This window comes from Pelomonas margarita (genome assembly GCF_043555875.1).
GTDB lineage: Bacteria > Pseudomonadota > Gammaproteobacteria > Burkholderiales > Burkholderiaceae_C > Pelomonas > Pelomonas margarita.
In genome coordinates this window covers 436,575-452,884 of the sequence record NZ_JBIGHW010000002.1, presented here as the reverse complement: position 1 = coordinate 452,884, position 16,310 = coordinate 436,575, and the positions used below count along the sequence as shown (strand labels likewise).

Annotated in this window: 14 protein-coding genes; 8 read left to right on the top strand and 6 right to left on the bottom strand. The window is 70.9% G+C overall.

Annotated elements, in window-relative coordinates; translation table 11 throughout:
• Positions 1 to 86 precede the first annotated feature (86 nt).
• Positions 87 to 1,028 (top strand): hypothetical protein, encoded by a 942-nt coding sequence (locus ACG0Z3_RS05635; protein ID WP_394396099.1) that lies wholly within the window; start codon positions 87 to 89, stop codon positions 1,026 to 1,028.
• Here the strand turns inward: ACG0Z3_RS05635 and ACG0Z3_RS05630 are convergent, their stop codons facing one another.
• The gene (locus ACG0Z3_RS05630; RefSeq protein WP_394396096.1) at positions 1,029 to 2,885 is read right to left on the bottom strand and encodes an ABC transporter ATP-binding protein; all 1,857 of its coding nucleotides are present in this window, start codon (positions 2,883 to 2,885) and stop codon (positions 1,029 to 1,031) included. It lies immediately after the preceding gene.
• A 187-nt stretch (positions 2,886 to 3,072) separates the two neighbouring features.
• Between ACG0Z3_RS05630 and ACG0Z3_RS05625 the strand changes: the two genes are divergently transcribed.
• Complete coding sequence (locus ACG0Z3_RS05625; RefSeq protein WP_394396094.1) at positions 3,073 to 4,440, top strand: SNIPE associated domain-containing protein; 1,368 nt, start codon at positions 3,073 to 3,075, stop codon at positions 4,438 to 4,440.
• A gap of 344 nt (positions 4,441 to 4,784) precedes the next feature.
• Here the strand turns inward: ACG0Z3_RS05625 and ACG0Z3_RS05620 are convergent, their stop codons facing one another.
• The gene (locus ACG0Z3_RS05620) at positions 4,785 to 5,396 is read right to left on the bottom strand and encodes a hypothetical protein (RefSeq protein WP_394396092.1); all 612 of its coding nucleotides are present in this window, start codon (positions 5,394 to 5,396) and stop codon (positions 4,785 to 4,787) included.
• 11 nt (positions 5,397 to 5,407) lie between these two features.
• Positions 5,408 to 5,842, bottom strand: a complete 435-nt coding sequence (locus tag ACG0Z3_RS05615; protein WP_394396091.1) for a hypothetical protein — start codon at positions 5,840 to 5,842, stop codon at positions 5,408 to 5,410.
• Between the two features lie 148 nt (positions 5,843 to 5,990).
• On the opposite strand from ACG0Z3_RS05615, the gene ACG0Z3_RS05610 reads away from it, so the two are divergent.
• The 4 genes from ACG0Z3_RS05610 (at position 5,991) to ACG0Z3_RS05595 (ending at position 10,596) form a co-directional block, all read left to right on the top strand.
• Positions 5,991 to 6,767 (top strand): MipA/OmpV family protein, encoded by a 777-nt coding sequence (locus tag ACG0Z3_RS05610; RefSeq protein WP_394396090.1) that lies wholly within the window; start codon positions 5,991 to 5,993, stop codon positions 6,765 to 6,767.
• Between the two features lie 109 nt (positions 6,768 to 6,876).
• Entirely contained in the window at positions 6,877 to 9,240 is a 2,364-nt protein-coding gene (locus ACG0Z3_RS05605; RefSeq protein WP_394396089.1) for a PAS domain S-box protein, read from the top strand.
• A gap of 1 nt (position 9,241) precedes the next feature.
• Positions 9,242 to 9,670, top strand: coding sequence for a response regulator (locus ACG0Z3_RS05600; RefSeq protein WP_394396087.1), 429 nt, complete (start codon positions 9,242 to 9,244; stop codon positions 9,668 to 9,670).
• Between the two features lie 5 nt (positions 9,671 to 9,675).
• On the top strand, positions 9,676 to 10,596 hold the full coding sequence (locus tag ACG0Z3_RS05595; RefSeq protein WP_394396086.1) for a diguanylate cyclase domain-containing protein: 921 nt from the start codon (positions 9,676 to 9,678) through the stop codon (positions 10,594 to 10,596).
• A gap of 70 nt (positions 10,597 to 10,666) precedes the next feature.
• Here the strand turns inward: ACG0Z3_RS05595 and ACG0Z3_RS05590 are convergent, their stop codons facing one another.
• Together ACG0Z3_RS05590 and ACG0Z3_RS05585 are read right to left on the bottom strand one after the other, a co-directional pair.
• Positions 10,667 to 10,837, bottom strand: coding sequence for an oxidoreductase-like domain-containing protein (locus ACG0Z3_RS05590; RefSeq protein ID WP_394396085.1), 171 nt, complete (start codon positions 10,835 to 10,837; stop codon positions 10,667 to 10,669).
• A 28-nt stretch (positions 10,838 to 10,865) separates the two neighbouring features.
• The gene (locus ACG0Z3_RS05585) at positions 10,866 to 11,186 is read right to left on the bottom strand and encodes a hypothetical protein (RefSeq protein ID WP_394396084.1); all 321 of its coding nucleotides are present in this window, start codon (positions 11,184 to 11,186) and stop codon (positions 10,866 to 10,868) included.
• A gap of 151 nt (positions 11,187 to 11,337) precedes the next feature.
• On the opposite strand from ACG0Z3_RS05585, the gene ACG0Z3_RS05580 reads away from it, so the two are divergent.
• Positions 11,338 to 11,895: a DUF2867 domain-containing protein gene (locus ACG0Z3_RS05580; protein WP_394396083.1), complete on the top strand. Its 558-nt coding sequence runs from the start codon at positions 11,338 to 11,340 to the stop codon at positions 11,893 to 11,895.
• Positions 11,892 to 12,536, top strand: a complete 645-nt coding sequence (locus ACG0Z3_RS05575) for an MSMEG_1061 family FMN-dependent PPOX-type flavoprotein (RefSeq protein ID WP_394396081.1) — start codon at positions 11,892 to 11,894, stop codon at positions 12,534 to 12,536. Before ACG0Z3_RS05580 ends, ACG0Z3_RS05575 begins: the two co-directional genes overlap by 4 nt.
• Before the next feature lie 151 nt (positions 12,537 to 12,687).
• On the opposite strand, the gene ACG0Z3_RS05570 is transcribed toward ACG0Z3_RS05575, so the two are convergent.
• Entirely contained in the window at positions 12,688 to 16,308 is a 3,621-nt protein-coding gene (locus ACG0Z3_RS05570) for an L-glutamate gamma-semialdehyde dehydrogenase (protein WP_394396080.1), read from the bottom strand.
• Positions 16,309 to 16,310 lie beyond the last annotated feature (2 nt).

The window sequence follows — 16,310 nt, the reverse complement described above, 5'->3', positions numbered from 1 at the left end:
CACGTTGACCGCACAGCAACAAGGCAGCCACAAACCTGGGACAGCCGCGCGCTAACGTGGCGGGCGTTGCCCCTGCCCGTGTTGCCATGCCGCTGCCCCGTCTCGCTTGCCCGCTGCTCATCGCCCTGACCCTGGCCGGCTGCGCCAACGCCCCGCCGGAACCCCGCCCCTGGGCCGAGGTGGCGGTGCAAGAGTTGCAGCTGGCGCTGGACAGCATCGAGGTGCAGGGCCGGCGCGTGGCCATCACGCGCAGCGCCACGGCGGCGGCCGCCACGCCCGTGGTCGTCTACCTGCCCGGCCTGGGACAGGACGCCGAGGCCGGCCAGCGCTGGGCGGCGGCATGGGCGCAGGCCGGCTACACCGTGCTGACCGTGCAGCCGCTGGCCGCCGATGCGCTGGCCTGGCGCTCGGCGCTGGCGCGGGCGGCCGAGTTCCGCGCGCTGGGAGAACACCACTACGGCCCGGTGCTGCGCGCCGAACGGCTGGCGGCCCTGCGCCAGTTGCTGCCCGCGCTGCAGGCCGCCCGGCCCACCCTGGACTGGCGCCGTGCCGCGCTGGCCGGCTACGAGACCGGCGCCCAGACGGCGCTGGACGCCCGCGCCGACGCCGCCTGGCGGGCCGTCATCGCCATCAGCCCGCCGGCCATGCAGGCGCCGGCCACCGGCGCGCCGGCCTTGCTGATCACCAGCGAGGCCGACCACGATCCGTTGGGCCTACTGCGCAACCCGGCCGAGCGCCTGCAGGCCCTGGCGGCCGACGGCATGCAGCTGGCCCAGCTGGGCGCAGCCTCACATGCGGCGCTGGCCGGCACGCGGGCGCCCGACGGCTGGCATGCGCAGGACCAGCACCTCGTGCGTATTGCCGGCCGTGGCCCCGGCCAGGGCGGCGGCGCGCCGGGTGGAGCACCTGGCGGCGGCGCCCGCGCGCCACGCAGCGGCAGCGCGACCGAGGCCGCCCAGTCTGACCTGGGCGAAGGGCTGTCGCGCAGCCGCGCCTTCCTGGACGCCTCGCTGCGCGGCCCGGGCTGATCAGTCCTCGCCCAAAAAGCCGCCACTCTGGTGCGCCCAGAGCCGCGCGTAGATGCCGCCCGCGGCCAGCAGCTCGGCGTGCGTGCCCTGCTCCACGATGCGGCCGGCGTCCATGACGACGAGGCGATCCATCGCCGCGATGGTGGACAGCCGGTGCGCGATGGCCACCACCGTCTTACCCTCCATCAGCGTGTACAGACTTTGCTGGATGGCGGCCTCCACCTCGCTGTCCAACGCGCTGGTGGCCTCGTCCAGCAGCAGGATGGGCGCGTCCTTCAGCATCACGCGCGCAATCGCGATGCGCTGGCGCTGACCGCCCGACAGTTTCACGCCGCGCTCGCCCACGAAGGCCTCGAAGCCGGTGCGGCCCTTGGGGTCGGACAGCTGCGCGATGAACTCGTCGGCATGGGCACGCACGGCGGCGCGCTGCAGCTCCTCGGGCGTGGCGCCGGGGCGGCCGTAGAGGATGTTGTCGGCCACCGAGCGGTGCAGCAATGAGGTGTCCTGCGTGACCATGCCGATGTGGCGACGCAGGCTGTCCTGTGTGACGCAGGCGATGTCCTGGCCGTCGATGCTGATGCGGCCGCCGCCCTCGGGCAGGTCGTACAGGCGCAGCAGCAGGTTCACCAGCGTGCTCTTGCCCGCGCCGCTGCGGCCCACCAGGCCGATCTTCTCGCCGGGGCGGATGGTCAGGTTCAGCCCGTCCACCACCACCTTGCCATTGGGGTAGGCAAAGCGCAGCTGCTCGAAGCGCACCTCACCCTGCGTCACCGTCAGCTCGGTCGCACCGCTTGCATCGGCAATCGACTGCGGCTTGGACAGCGTGGCCAGGCCGTCCTGCACGGTGCCGATGTGCTCGAAGAGGGACGCCATCTCCCACATCACCCAATGCGAAATGCCGTTCAGCCGCATCGCCATCGCGGTGGCCGCCGCCACGGCGCCCACGCCCACGGCGGACTCGCTCCACAGCCACAGCGACAGCAGCGCCGTGCTGCCCACCAGCAGCGCCGACAGCGCGGCGTTGACGATCTCGAAGCCCGTCACCAGCCGCATCTGGCCGTAGGCCGTGAGCATGAAGTCCTGCATCGCCGACTTGGCGTAGCCCGCCTCGCGCCGCCCATGGGCGAACAGCTTGACGGTGGCGATATTGGTGTAGGCATCGGTGATGCGGCCGGTCATCAGGCTGCGCGCATCCGCCTGCGCCTGCGCCACCCGGCCCAGCCGCGGCACGAAGAAGCGCAGCGCCACGAGGTACAGCGCCAGCCACACTGCGAACGGCGCCATCAGCCGGGCGTCGAACGCTGCCACGATGGCCACCATGGTGCCGAAGTACACGCACACATAGACGAGGATGTCCACGACGATGAGCCAGGTGTCGCGCACCGCCAGCGCGGTCTGCATCACCTTGGTGGCGATGCGGCCGGCGAACTCGTCGCCGAAGAAGGCCAGGCTCTGGTTGAGCATGCGGCTGTGGAAGATCCAGCGCATGCGCATCGGGAAGTTGCCGAACACGCCCTGGTACTTCATCAGCGCCTGCAGGCCGGCCAGCACAACCCCCAGCGCCAGCACACCCACCAGCGTCAGCACCACCGGCTGCGGCCGACGCCACAGCTCGGCCGGCTGCTGCGTGGCCAGCCAGTCGACCAGCGAGGCCATCAGGCTGAACAGCCAGGCCTCCGCCGCTGCGATGCCGGCGGTGAACAGCATCACCGTCAGCAGGTGCGGCCGCACCCCATCGGCACAGCGCCATAGAAAGGCAAAGAAGCTGGCCGGCGGCGCCGCATGGCCGGAGGTCTCGGGGTAGGGGTCGACGAGGCGCTCGAAGCGCGCAACGAGCGGTTGGAACAGGGAAGCCATGGCGCTAGTTTCGCTGCGGGGCGTGAGCGGGGGGTGGCGGCGATGTGACGGGGCGGCGGGCGGCCCGGTGCGTCGCTGCGCTGGAGCTCGGTATAGGCTGCAATGCTGCGGACGATCAGGCGCGACGGTGTGGAGCGCAGGGACACGGCCTGCGGATCCAACATGATCGACAAGACAGGGAGTTGAAATGGCGCTGAAAGACTACTTGAACGGCCCCAAGCACAAAGCAAGGGCGGAAGAGGTCGAGAAGGATTTGGCCGCACTGAATGAGCGGTACGGCCAGATGCAGGAGCTTGCCAAGAAGTACGGCGCCATGGAAATGGCGGAGGTTCAACGGCAGATCGAGGAAGCGCGCAGTCAACTGCAGGTGGTCAAGGACGAGATCTCGCAAGCCAAGCTGTCGAGCCTGAAGCTGCAAAGCCAGCTGCAAGAGCTGCGCAACCAAGTCTTGGTGGTCGAGGAGACGCTGCTGCTGGAGAGCTTCGCGCTGTACCACCCGAAATTCCAGTTCACGAGCAGCGCGGAGTACAAGGCACGGCTCGATGCGACGCGCGCCAAGCAGAAGGACATGATCAGGTCAGGCACGGCCGCGACCGGGAACATGGGCTGGGAGGTCAACGGCTCGAAGACTGAGGGCAAGAAGCTGGTCAACGACATGATCAAGCTGGTGCTCCGGTCCTTCAACAACGAGTGCGATTCGTGCGTGGACAACGTCAAGTTCGACAACGTCGAGCTCGGCGAGAAGCGCATCCGGCAGTCGTTCGAGGCATGCAACAAGCTGGGTCGGGTGATGACGGTGGAGTTGTCGCCTCAGTACCTGCATCTGAAGCTGGGCGAACTGCATCTGTCGCACGAGTTCCAGATCAAGAAGCAGGAGGAGAAAGAAGAGGCCAAGCGCGTCCGCGAAGAGCTGCGCGAGCAGCAGAAGCTGGACCAGGAAATCCGCGCTGCGCGGGAGAAGATTGCCAAGGAGCGGCGTCACTTCGCGGCGGCGCTGAAAGACCTGGAAGGGCGGCTGGCCAAGGCAGCAAGCGAAGAAGACCGGGCGGCGCTGCAGGCCAAGATCGATGAGGTCGAGCAAGGAAGGGCGGCGCTGGATGGCGAGGAAAAGCTCATCGACTACCGAGAGCAGAACGCCAAGGCGGGCTACGTCTACGTGATCTCGAACATCGGCGCGTTCGGCGAAGGGGTCTTCAAGATCGGCATGACCCGGCGGTTGGAGCCCATGGACCGGGTCGACGAGTTGGGCGATGCAAGCGTGCCGTTCTGGTTTGACGTGCACGCGATGGTTTTCTCGGAAAACGCGCCAGCTTTGGAAGCCAAGCTACACGAGCGATTCGCTGCTGGCAGGCTGAACAAGGTCAACGGCCGCAAGGAGTTCTTCCGGGCACGCATCGAGGAGATCGAGGCCGTCATCCGGGAGCACTACGACCCGGTGGTGCAGGTGGTGCGCGAGGCGCCTGCGGAGCAGTACCGCGAGAGCCTGAGGATGGCGATGCCTGCGGAGTCAATCCAGCAGTCGGAGCATGCAGCCGCAGCGTTGGCGGAGAGCTGAAAGGGAAGGGTGGCCAAGTGGTCTCAGAGGGTGAGAGTTTTTCGGCCGTGCTCGAAAGGCGCGTCAAAACGCCCTCGAACGAGGCGCAAAGCGCAGGCATAGCTCGGGCTATGCCGAGCATTTGCAACGACGGGCGGGGGTGATTTGACGGGCAAGGCGGGCATGGATGAAAGGCTCTCACCCTCTCAGACCAGGCCTGCTTGGCCGAACGAGATTCCAGGCGCCACCGTGGGTCGTTGCGCGACTTTGGATGGGTAGGTGCACGCCCATCAACCCGCAGTTAGTGCGCCAACCCTAGCAGGCAAGCCTCCGCCCAGCCCCAAGCCACCCAGCGACACCCGGCATCACCAAGGCCGCCCCTGCCTCACCGCCCGGTCATCCGACCACGTCGCCGCCAGGAAGTCCGCCGGCTCATCGCGAGACAGCGTGCGCCCATACCCTGCGCCGGTGCCGGCCACCAGCAGGAAGTCGGCGCTGGGGTGGATCAGCCGGGCGTTGAAGTAGGCGGACGCGAGCGAGGCCTGATCGCCGTCCGGCGGGTCGCGGTACCAGGGGCCGAAGCTGGCTTCCAGGTCACCCAGCCGCACGCGGCCCGGCTTGAACTGCGCGGTGAGCGCGGCCACCTGCGCGTCGGGTGCCGGGCTGACGGTGGCGATGTGCAACTCGGCCACGACGCCGTGCTGCACCTGGTAGGCCACGCCCCAGTCGGCCTGTTCGGTGCGCTGCGCGCGATGGGGCGAAGCCGCCAGCCAGCGCATCACATGGGCCGCGCGGCGCGAGTAGGTCAGCTGCGCGAACGCACGGCGCACGAAGTCCAGGTCTTCGGCCAGCGACGTGCTCATCTCCACGGGCCGCAGCGTCTGCGCCCATGGCGCCTGCGGCTGCAGGCCCAGCAGGGCGCCGCAGGCGGCCGGCAGGTGGCGCGTCAGCAGCCGGCGGCGGCCCAGGCGGGGCAAGGGGCGGGTGCTCAGCGGTCGGCGGCCGAGGCCGCTGAGGCGGGCAGCGCCATGGGCTGCGGCACGACGACGCCGGGCGACAGGGAGATCTCGTCCACCAGTGTCACCCCGGTCACGAAATAACGCGTTTCGCCGAAGCAGGAGCCCGGCAGGCCCACCTTCTCTTCGTAGTGCAGGTTCACGCGCCGGCCCATGACCTTGTTGATGGCCTGGGCGGTGGCCTCGTCGTGCACGGTGAAGTGGAACTTCTCGACCGTGCTGGAGCCGGGCAGCGACACCAGCGCCTGCTCGCCCTCCCAGGTCTTGCACACCCAGCCCTTGCGCGAGAGCTTCTGCACCCAGCCGGCGCGTTCGCCCTCGGAATAGCTCCAGTGCCAGGCAAACACGAACCAGGCCGCCACGAGCAGCAGCAGGGCGACGATGACGAGGGCAAGCTTCAGGCGCATGGCGGGTCGGTGAGGGGAGGCGCGGCGATTGTGCGTCAGGCCCGTGACGCAATTCCCCAGTCACACGGCCGGGTTGAACTTGGGCCAGACTGCGCCCCGCGGCCTGCTGCCGCACCCGCAGCCCTCCCACTTTTCTGCCAGCACCGCCATGACCCTGCTGCCCCGCTCCCCGCTGCCCCTGATCGCCGCTGCCGTGGCGACGCTCCTGCCCCTGGCCAGCCACGCGCAGCCGCCCGCCGAGGGCGACGCGCCCCGCAGCACCTGGGCTGCCGGCCTGGCCGTGATGCCCGAGACGCAGGCCTACCGCGACTTCGACGACAAGCTGCGCGTGCTGCCGCTGCTGACCTTCGAGAACCGCTGGGTGCGCGTGTTCGGCCCCGGCGTGGAGCTGAAGCTGGGCCGCAGCGGCCCGCTGAGCTACGGCCTGACGGCGAGCTACGCGCGCGACGGCTACGACGCGGGCGACTCGCCCTTCCTGGCCGGCATGGACAAGCGCCGTGCCAGCGCCTGGCTGGGCGGCCGCCTGGGGCTGCGCACCGAGTTCGCGTCGCTCAGCGCGCACTGGCAGGCCGACGCCAGTGGCCACAGCAAGGGCCAGAAGCTGCGCCTGGGCGCCGAACGCCGCCTGGCGCTGGGCGAGGTGGGCCTGACGCCGCGCCTCAGTGCCACCTGGCTGGACGGCAAGTTCATCAACTACTACTACGGCGTGCGCATGGGCGAGGTGCGCGCCGACCGCGCGGCCTACACGCCCGGCTCGACGGTGAACGCCGAGCTGGGCCTGCGCGTGGACTACCGGCTGGCGCCGCAGCAGACGGTGTTTGCTGACGTCGGCGTCACGCTGCTGGGCAGCGCCATCAAGCGCAGCCCGCTGGTGGACCGCAGCACGCAGCCCGAGCTGCGCGTGGGCTGGCTGTACGCCTTCTGAGCGCTGGCCGCGGGCGGCGGCGGGGCGGGCCGGCGGGATGACGCCGGTGGCCAGGCGTGCGGCGATGCCGCACACTCGGCCGTCCCCTTCACCACAAGACCGGTGCCGCATGCCCCCAGCCCCGTTCCGCCCCGATGAAGCTCGCGTCCTGGCTGCGCTGCAGGCCCTGCAGGTGCTGGACACACCCGCCGAGCCGATGCTGGACGCGCTGGCCCGCGCCGCGTCCATCGCCTGTGGCACGCCCATCGCGCTGATCAGCCTGGTGGATGCCGAGCGCCAGTGGTTCAAGGCCAACGTTGGGCTGGACGGCGCGACCGAGACCCACCGGGACCTGGCCTTCTGCGCCCATGCCGTGCTGGGCACGGAGGTGATGGTGGTGCCCGATGCGCGCAACGATGCACGCTTCGCGGCCAATCCTCTGGTCGTCGGCGACCCCGGCATCCGCTTCTATGCCGGCGCGCCCCTGCGCCTGAAGGGCGGCGAAACGATAGGCACGCTGTGCGTCATCGACCGCCAGCCACGCCAGCCCGACGAGCAGCAACTGGCGCTGCTGGGCTGCCTGGCGACGGCCGTGGCAGGCGCACTGGAGGCGCGGGTGGCGAGCAAGCAGGTGGAGGCCGCCGTGCGCGAGATGGCCTGGGCCGCCATGGTGCTGGAGCACAGCGCCGACGCCATCATCAGCCTGGACGCCGACCTCGTCGTGCGCCGCTGGAACCCGGCGGCCGAGCGGCTGTTCGGCTACAGCGCGGCCGAGATCATCGGCCGCTCGGCCAGCGTGCTGGCGCCGGCTGCGGAGCGCGCCGGGCAGCAGCAGGCGCGCAACCGCGCGGTGGTGGGCCAGGCCCACACCTACGACGCGGTGCGCCTGCACAAGGATGGCAGCGAGCTGCCCGTCTCCATCACGCTGGTGCCCGAGTTCGACGAGCAGGGCCATGTGCCCACGGCAACGCTGTTCGTGCGCGACACGCGGCACCACCAGCGAGCGCTGGCCAACAGCGCCGCAGCGGCCGAGATGATGCGGCGCCACTACGAGCACACGCCGCTGATGCTGCACGTCATCGACGCCTCCAACCGGCTGGTGATGGTGAGCAACCGCTGGCTGGACGCGCTGGGCTACCAGCGCGACGAGGTGATCGGCCGGCCGTCGCTGGACTTTCTGACCCCGGCCTCGCGCGAGAAGGCCATGCGCCAGGGCCTGCCCACCATCCGCGACACCGGCCGCATCGACGACATCGAGCTGCAGTTCGTCACCCGCGACGGCCGCGTGCGCGACGTGCTGCTGAGCGCCATCGCCGACATCGGCCCCGACCCGCAGGCCCACCTTGTGGTCGCCGGCCTGCAGGACATCACCGAACGCAAGCTGCAGGAGGCGGCGCGCCGCGACAGCGAGGACCTGCTGGAGCGCACCGGCCAGGTGGCCGGCGTTGGCGGCTGGTCGCTGGACGTAGCCAGCGGGCGCATCCGCTGGTCCAGCGAGACACGCCGCATCCACGGCGTGGACGCCGGTTATCAACCGCAGCTGGAGAACGCCATCGAGTTCTACGCGCCCGAGTCCCGGCCGCTGATCCAGGCCGCCGTGCAGACCGGCATGGCGACCGGCGCCCCCTGGGACCTGGAACTCCAGCTGCTGCGCATGGACGGGCGCCAGATCTGGGTGCGGGCCGTCGGCGCGGTCGAGTTCGAGGATGGCCGGCCCCTGCGCCTGGTCGGCGCGCTGCAGGACATCACGGAGCGCCGCCTGCTTGACCAGCGCCTGACCGACAAGCGGCTGGCCCTGGCGCGCTCGAACGACGAGCTGGAGCGCTTCGCCTACGTGGCCTCGCACGACCTGCAGGAGCCGCTGCGCATGGTCACCAGCTACGGCCAGCTGCTGGCCCGCCGGCATGCGGACGGGCTGTCCGCCGAGGGGCGCGAGTTCCTGCACTACATGGTGGACGGCGGCCAGCGCGCCCAGGCGCTGATCCGCGACCTGCTGTCGCTGGCCAGGCTGGGCAGCGAGGGCCGGGCCCCGGTGCCGGTGGCACTGGAGCAGGTGCTGGCCGACGTGCTCCAGCCGCTGCGCCTGAAGCGGCAGGAGACCGGCGCCCACATCACGCATGACGCACTGCCCGTCGTCACCGCCGACCCGGTGCAGATGCGCCAGCTGCTGGGCAACCTGGTGGGCAACGCGCTCAAGTTCACCGGCGCCCGTCCGCCGCTGATCCACCTCGGCGCACAACGCGAACCCGGGCACTGGCGCATCAGCGTGCAGGACAACGGCATCGGCATCGAGCCCAAGTTCTTCGGCCGCATCTTCGTCCTGTTCCAGCGCCTGCACCTGCGTTCCGAACACGAAGGCACCGGCATCGGCCTGGCGCTGTGCAAGAAAATCGTCGAACGCCATGGCGGCAACATCGGCGTGCAGTCCGCACCCGGCGAAGGCGCCACGTTCTGGTTCACACTGCCCGACACGCCCCCCTCCTCAGAGGCCTGAGATGGACATCCTGCTGGTCGAAGACAACCCCGCCGACATGCGCCTGATCCGGGAGGCGCTGGACGAAGACGGCATGGGCACCACCGCGCTGCACTGGTCCACCTCCGGCGAGTCGGCGCTGGACTACCTGCATGCGCGGGGTGACCACGCCGGCCGCGCCCTGCCCGACCTCGTGCTGCTGGACCTGAACCTGCCCGGCCTCAACGGCCACGAGGTGCTGGCCGAGATCAAGAACGACACCGCGCTGCGGCGCATTCCCGTGGTGGTGCTCACGTCCTCGGCGGCCCGCAACGACGTGCTGGCCGCCTACGACGCCCACGCCAACGCCTACATCGTGAAGCCCGACAGCTACGACAGCGTCCTGACCCTGGTGGGCTCCCTGCGCCGCTACTGGCGCGACACCGTGCTGCTGCCCTCGCGGGCCGCCTGACCGGCATGACAGCTGCCCAACCCGCCCCAACGGCCGGCTACCTGCTGCTCGTCGAAGACAACCCGGGCGACGCGCGCCTCACCCAGGCGCTGCTGGGCGACCTGCCCGCCGCCGGGCTGCCGCCGCTGCGCTGGGTGCAGACCGCCGCTGCCGCCGTGACGCTGCTGCAACAGGAGCCCGGCTGCGCGGCCGTGCTGCTCGACCTGGGCCTGCCCGACAGCACCGGCCTGGAGTCCCTGCAGGCCGTGACCCGTGAACACCACCACCTGCCCGTCATCGTGCTGACCGGCAACGACAGCGCGCCCATGGGGCTGGATGCCGTGGGCTCAGGCGCGCAGGACTTCCTCGTCAAGGGCCACTTCGACGCCGCAGCGCTGGTGCGCAGCATCGTCTTCGCCACGCAGCGCAAACGCGGCGAGCTGGCGCTGGTGGAGCGCTCGCTGCGCGACGACCTGACCGGGCTGCCGCGACGCACGCTGCTGCTGGACCGGCTGCAGGCCGCCTGCCGGCAGGCCCGGCGCAGTGGCGAGACCTCGGTGCTGCTGTTCGTCGACCTCGACGGCTTCAAGCAGATCAACGACGCGCACGGCCACGATGCCGGCGACGCGGTGCTGCGCGCCACCGCCCAGCGCCTGGTGGCCGGCGTGCGCAGCAGTGACTCGGTGGCCCGCCTGGGTGGCGACGAGTTCGCCCTGCTGCTGCCCAGCGCGGCCAGCCTGGACGCCGCAGAACGTGTGGCCGACAAGCTGCTGGCGTCACTGGCCGCGCCCATCCCGTACAACGGCGAGTTGTTGCAGGTCGGCGCCAGCATCGGCATGACGCTGGTGGATGCCGACGCCGAGTCGCCCGAGACGCTGCTGCGCCGCGCCGACGCGGCCATGTATGGCGCCAAGCGCGCAGGCAAGGGGCGGGTGCAGCGCTGCTGACGCCGGTCTCGCTGAGCGCCCAGGGCGGGCAAGCCCCGGCGCTGCAGCCCTCCCGCCTCGGCCGTGAACCCTAGGCGGCCGCCTCGGGATACCGCTCGCGCCAGGCGCGCAGCGCGCGGCGGTACTCGTCCATGGCCAGGTCGTGCAGGTCGAAGATGCAGGGGTCGCAGCCGTTGCCGCAGCAGGCGTCGAAGTCCGGCGGCGGCGGCGGCAGCGGCATGGGATCAGGCGTGTCGCTCACGACGCGGATTGTCGCGCCGGGCAGTGGCTCAGGCGCGGCGGCGCAGGCGCTCCACGTCCTTGATGGCCTGGATGGCGGCGTGGATGGCGCGCAGCTCCTCCAGCGGCCTGGACGCCACCTGCACCTCGGCCGGCAGCCGCTCGGCCCAGTCCAGCAGCAGCTGGGTGATGACGCCCAGCTGATCGCCGTAGCTGGCGACGTCAAACGCCAGGGCTTCGATGCGCGCATCGCCTGCGCCGGGCTTGATGCCGCGGAAGAAGACGTCGAGCCGGGGCTCGATGTCCTGCGTCACATCACCGCTGAAGGGCAGCTGCAGCTGCGGCGCCCACAACCAGAACCACGGAAACATGGCAGTCCTCCTGCGCGCCTTGCCGACAGGCGCCGGCGGCCATCGTGGCGCAGGAACACGACGTCGGCAAGAACGCATTTGAGGACGTGGCTTCGCCGGTCGACCCTGCGTCACAACCTCTAGGATCAGGGCACACCACGGAACCCATGTCATGCAGCCAGCGCCCCGAGAGACCATCGCCCCGCCGGACAGCCTCATCGAGAAGCTCATCCCCGGCTGTGACTTCCATGACGCTTGGGCCGTTCCGGCAGGCAGCCCCGGCCTCACGGCGCTGGGCCAGTTCCTGAAGGCCGCAGGCCAGACACCGCGCTGGGTATCGGCCTGCATGGCGCTGCGCAACCGCGTCGTGTCGCTGTTCGGACTGAAGGACCTGGGCGGGCTGGAGCAGCTGCCGCGCCACAAGGCCGAGGCCGACTACCGGCCCGGTGACCGCGTCGGCATCTTCACGCTGTTCGAGAACACGCCCGGCGAGGTGCTGCTGGGCGACCGCGACAGGCATCTGGACGTGACGCTGTCTGTCCACCTGACGCCGCCGCCGGCGGGCGGCGCCACGCTCGTCTCGCTGACCACTGTCGTCCGCGTGCACAACCTGCTCGGCCGCGTCTACATGCTGCCCGTCACGCCCATGCACCGGCTGATTGCGCCCGCAGTGTTGCGGGCGGTCGCCCGTCCCAGCTGCCACGCCACCAGCGCATCCGCTGCACCATGACCACACCGCACCGCCTGAGCGCCGACCTCATCCACACCGAGGCGCAGCTGCGCGCGCTGATCGGCGAGCCTGCGCCGCTGACCTGCGCCAAGATCACTGATCGGCTGAACGCCGTGACACGCGTGTTCATCGAGCGTGCGCCACTGGTATGCCTGGCCACCAGCGACGCCACCGGGCGCTGTGACGTCAGCCCGCGCGGCGACCCGGCCGGCTTCGTGCGCATCCTGGACGACCGCACGCTGCTGATGCCCGAGCGCCCCGGCAACCGCATCGCCGACTCCCTGCGCAATGTGCTCACCAACCCGCGCGTGGGGCTGCTCTTCATCATCCCTGGCGCCACCGACAGCTTCCGCGTGAACGGCCGCGCCGTGATCACCACCGACACCGCATTGCTCGCCCCCGGAACGCTGGAGGGCAAGGCCCCGCGCCTGGGCCTGCTGGTGGACATCGAGGAGGCCTACACGCAGTGCTCAAAGGCATTCCTGCGGTCCCACTTCTGGGATCCAGCCCGCTTCATCGATCCGGCGCTGCTGCCCACGGGCGGCGAGGTGCACCGCGCCATCCAGGGCGAGGGCTTCGACGCGGCAGGCTACGACGCCGAGCGTGCCGCGCGCTATGGGCGCCGCGAAGGCTTCTACTGACGAGAGCCCGGCCTGCCGGGCGCGTGGCCGCTCGGAGTGCCGAGAATTTTTCGGCCGTGCCCGAAAGGCGCGGCATAACGCCCTTGATCTAGGTGCAAACCACAGCCACGGCTCGGGCTATGCCGAACATGGATGAAGAGCTCTCACCTTCTCAGTGCCCGCCGGCCAGCAGCGCCGCGTTGCCGCCGGCCGCCGCCGTGTTGACGGTGAGCGTCTGCTCGGCCGTGAAGCGGTAGAGCTGGCGCACATGGCCGGCCGCCGTGATCAGCGGCAGGATGGCGCCCGGCCGGCCGGCGAGCGCCTGGGCCAGCGTGTGGGCGGCGTCGGCGTCTGACGAGGCCAGGGCCACGCCGGCCAGGGCCGGCGCCACCAGCAGGCCGGGCAGCGCGGTGTCGGGCGGCAGCGTCAGCGCGTTGGCGGGCAGGCCGGCGCGCAGCAGCGCCTGGCGCGCTCGCTCGTCGCCCCCCAGCCACAGTGCGCTGTTGCCAGCCAGCAGCGCGCTGACGACGGCGGCGAGGCCAGCGTCGCCACGGCCCAACACGAGGAAGGCGCCGCGAGCATGGTGGCGCAGCGTGTTGCGCTCACCGGTGGGGCCGGGTAGCTCGATGTCGGCGAACTGTGCCTGGGCCGCCGTGAACAGGCCGCGCAGCGCGAGGGCGCTGGCCGCGTCCAACGCGTCGGCGGCGCGGCGCAGCGTGGCGATGCGCTGGGCCAACGGGGTGTCGCGCCAGGTGGCGTCGGCCGCCACGGCCAGCGGCGCGGGGTGGCTGCCCAGATGCAGCGGGGGCAGCGGCGACGCGGTGGTGTCCAGCTGCGGCTCGGCGCAGAAGCGGTGCAGGTAGTCGGGGCCGCCGGCCTTGGGGCCGGTGCCGGACAGTCCTTCGCCGCCAAAGGGCTGCACACCCACCACGGCGCCGATGATGTTGCGGTTCACGTAGACGTTGCCGATGCGGGCGGCGTCGGCCAGGCGCTCGGCGCGGCTGTCGATGCGCGTCTGGATGCCAAGCGTCAGGCCGTAGCCCAGCGCGTTGATCTCGGCGATGACCTCATCGGGCGAGCCGTCGAAGCGCACCACGTGCAGCACCGGGCCGAAGATCTCTTCACCCAGGTCGGCGATGCGGCGCAGCTCGAAAGCCACTGGCGGGATCTGGCGCGGCAGCGGCTCGGCCACGGGCGCCTCGGCGATGAGCGTGGCCTCGCGCTTGAGGCGCTCGACATGGCGGGTGATGTGGGCGTGGGCCTCGTCGTCGATGACGGGGCCGACGTCGGTGGCCAGCCGCGCGGGCTGGCCCACGTGCAGCTGTTCGAGCGCGCCCTTGAGCATCTCGATGACGCCATCGGCGATGCTGGACTGCACGCACAGCAGGCGCAGCGCCGAGCAGCGCTGTCCGGCGGAGCGGAAGGCACTCTGCACGACGGCGTCGATGACCTGCTCGGGCAGCGCGGTGGAGTCCACCACCATGGCGTTCAGGCCGCCGGTCTCGGCAATCAGCGGCAGCGGCGAGTTGGGCTTGGCGGCCAGCGCCTTGTGGATGATCTGCGCGACGGCCGTGGAGCCGGTGAAGCAGACGCCCGCCGTGTGCGCATGGGCCACGAGGCCAGCGCCGACGGTCTCGCCCGCACCGTGCAGCAGCGCCAGCGCGTCGGCCGGCACGCCGGCGGCGTGCAGCAGCTCGACCATCTTCAGCGCGACGAAGGGCGTCTGCTCGGCGGGCTTGGCGGCCACGGTGTTGCCGGCCACCAGCGCGGCGACCACCTGGCCCGCAAAGATGGCCAGCGGGAAGTTCCATGGGCTGATGCAGACGAACACGCCGCGGCCGCGCATGTCGGCCTCATCGGCTTCGGCCTGGTCGGCGTAGTAGCGCAGGAAGTCGACGGCCTCGCGCACTTCGGCGACGCAGTCGGCCTGGGTCTTGAACGCCTCCTTGACGAGCAGCGCGCAGAACTCGGCCAGGCGCGCGTCCAACGCAACAGCGGCGCGGCGCAGCATGGCGGCGCGCTGGGCGACGGGCGTGGCGTTCCACGCGGGGAAGCCGGCGTGCAGGCGCTGCATGGCGGCGTCGACGTCCGCGGCGCCGGCCTCGGGCACGGCAGCGACCTGCACCGTGTCCAGCGCGGCCTGCAGCGGCGCGCGCTGGGCGGGGGCGGTGAGGTCGGCGCCGGTGGAGTTGGCGCGGCCGTGACCGTTGGCGTCCAGATAGAGCGCCGGCGGCAGCGGCAGGGCACTGGCGGCGCGGATGTCGGCCAGCGGCGAGCCCAGCAGCTCGGGCACCTGCACAGTCGGGTCGGCCAGCTGGTGCACGAAGGAGGAGTTGGCGCCGTTCTCCAGCAGCCGGCGCACGAGGTAGGCCAGCAGGTCGCGGTGCTCGCCGACGGGCGCGTAGACACGCACCGGAACGTCATGGGTGCTCAGGCTCCCCGCTTGAGCGGGGGGAGTGGGTGACGTTGCCCCCGAAGGGGAGTGCCGCGAGAACTCGCGGTACACCCCTTCGCCCATGCCGTGCAGGCGCTGCATCTCGAAGGCGGCGCCAGCGGCACGGGCCATCTGAACGATGGCCGCGATGGTGCCGGCGTTGTGGCTGGCGAACTGCGGGTAGATGACGTCGGCGTGCTGAATCAGCGCGCGGGCGCAGGCCAGATAGCTCACGTCGGTGTGCTGCTTGTGCGTGAACACCGGGTAGGCGGCCAGGCCCAGCTCCTGCGCGCGCTTGATCTCGCCGTCCCAGTAGGCGCCCTTGACCAGCCGCACCATGAAGCGCAGGCCGTGCTTGCGGGCGATGGCGGCAACTTCGTCGACGACGGCCAGCGCGCGGGTCTGGTAGGCCTGCACCGCCAGGCCGAAGCCGCGCCACTCGGGGAACTCCAGCGCGATGCGTGCGGCCAGCGTGTCCAGCACGTCCAGCGACAACTCCAGGCGGTCGACCTCCTCGGCGTCGATGGTGAGGTTGATGTTGGCCTGGGCGGCCAGCGCTATGAGCTGCCACACGCGCGGCAGTAGCTCGGCGAACACGCGCTCGCGCTGCAGCACCTCGTAGCGACTGAACAGCGCGCTGAGCTTGATGGAGATGCCGTCCGAACCCTCGGGGCTCTCGGCGCGGCGGCCGGCGCCGAGCGCGCGAATGGCGTTGACGTAGGCGGCCTGGTAGCGCTCGGCGTCGTGCTCGGTGCGGGCACCTTCGCCCAGCATGTCGTAGCTGAAGCGCAGGTTGGCCTGGGCCTTGCGCGCGTCGCTGGCCTCGCCCATCGCCTCCTGGATGTTGCGGCCCAGAACGAACTGGCGGCCCAGCAACTGGATGGCACGCACGGTGGCGGCCACCACGGTCTGCGCGCCCAGGCGCTTGAACAGGCCGCCTTCGTCCTCGGCGCCCGGCAGGAAGCGCTTGGACATGGAGATGGCCGAGGCCGACAGCGCGGCCAGCATCTTGTGCGGGCTGCCGTCGCTGGCGCCGTCAAAGTCGGCGCGGCCCAGCTGGTCGGCGGTCAGCGCGATCGCGGTGGGCGCATCGGGCACGCGCAGCAGCGCCTCGGCCAGGCGCATCAGGGCCAGGCCCTCGGCGCTGGTGATGGGGTACTCGCGCAGCAGCGACTCCATCGCCCAGAACGGCGCCGGGTGTTTGCGCACTTGTTCCACCCAGGGCGAGGCCATCTCGATAACGCCCGGCCAGCGCAGCGCGACGCCGACACGTTCAGCCAGCGCCTGCACGACGGGCACCTCGGCCCGGTAGGGTTCGGGCAGGCGGGGTTGCTCGATGGGCGCGACAAACTTAGTCATGG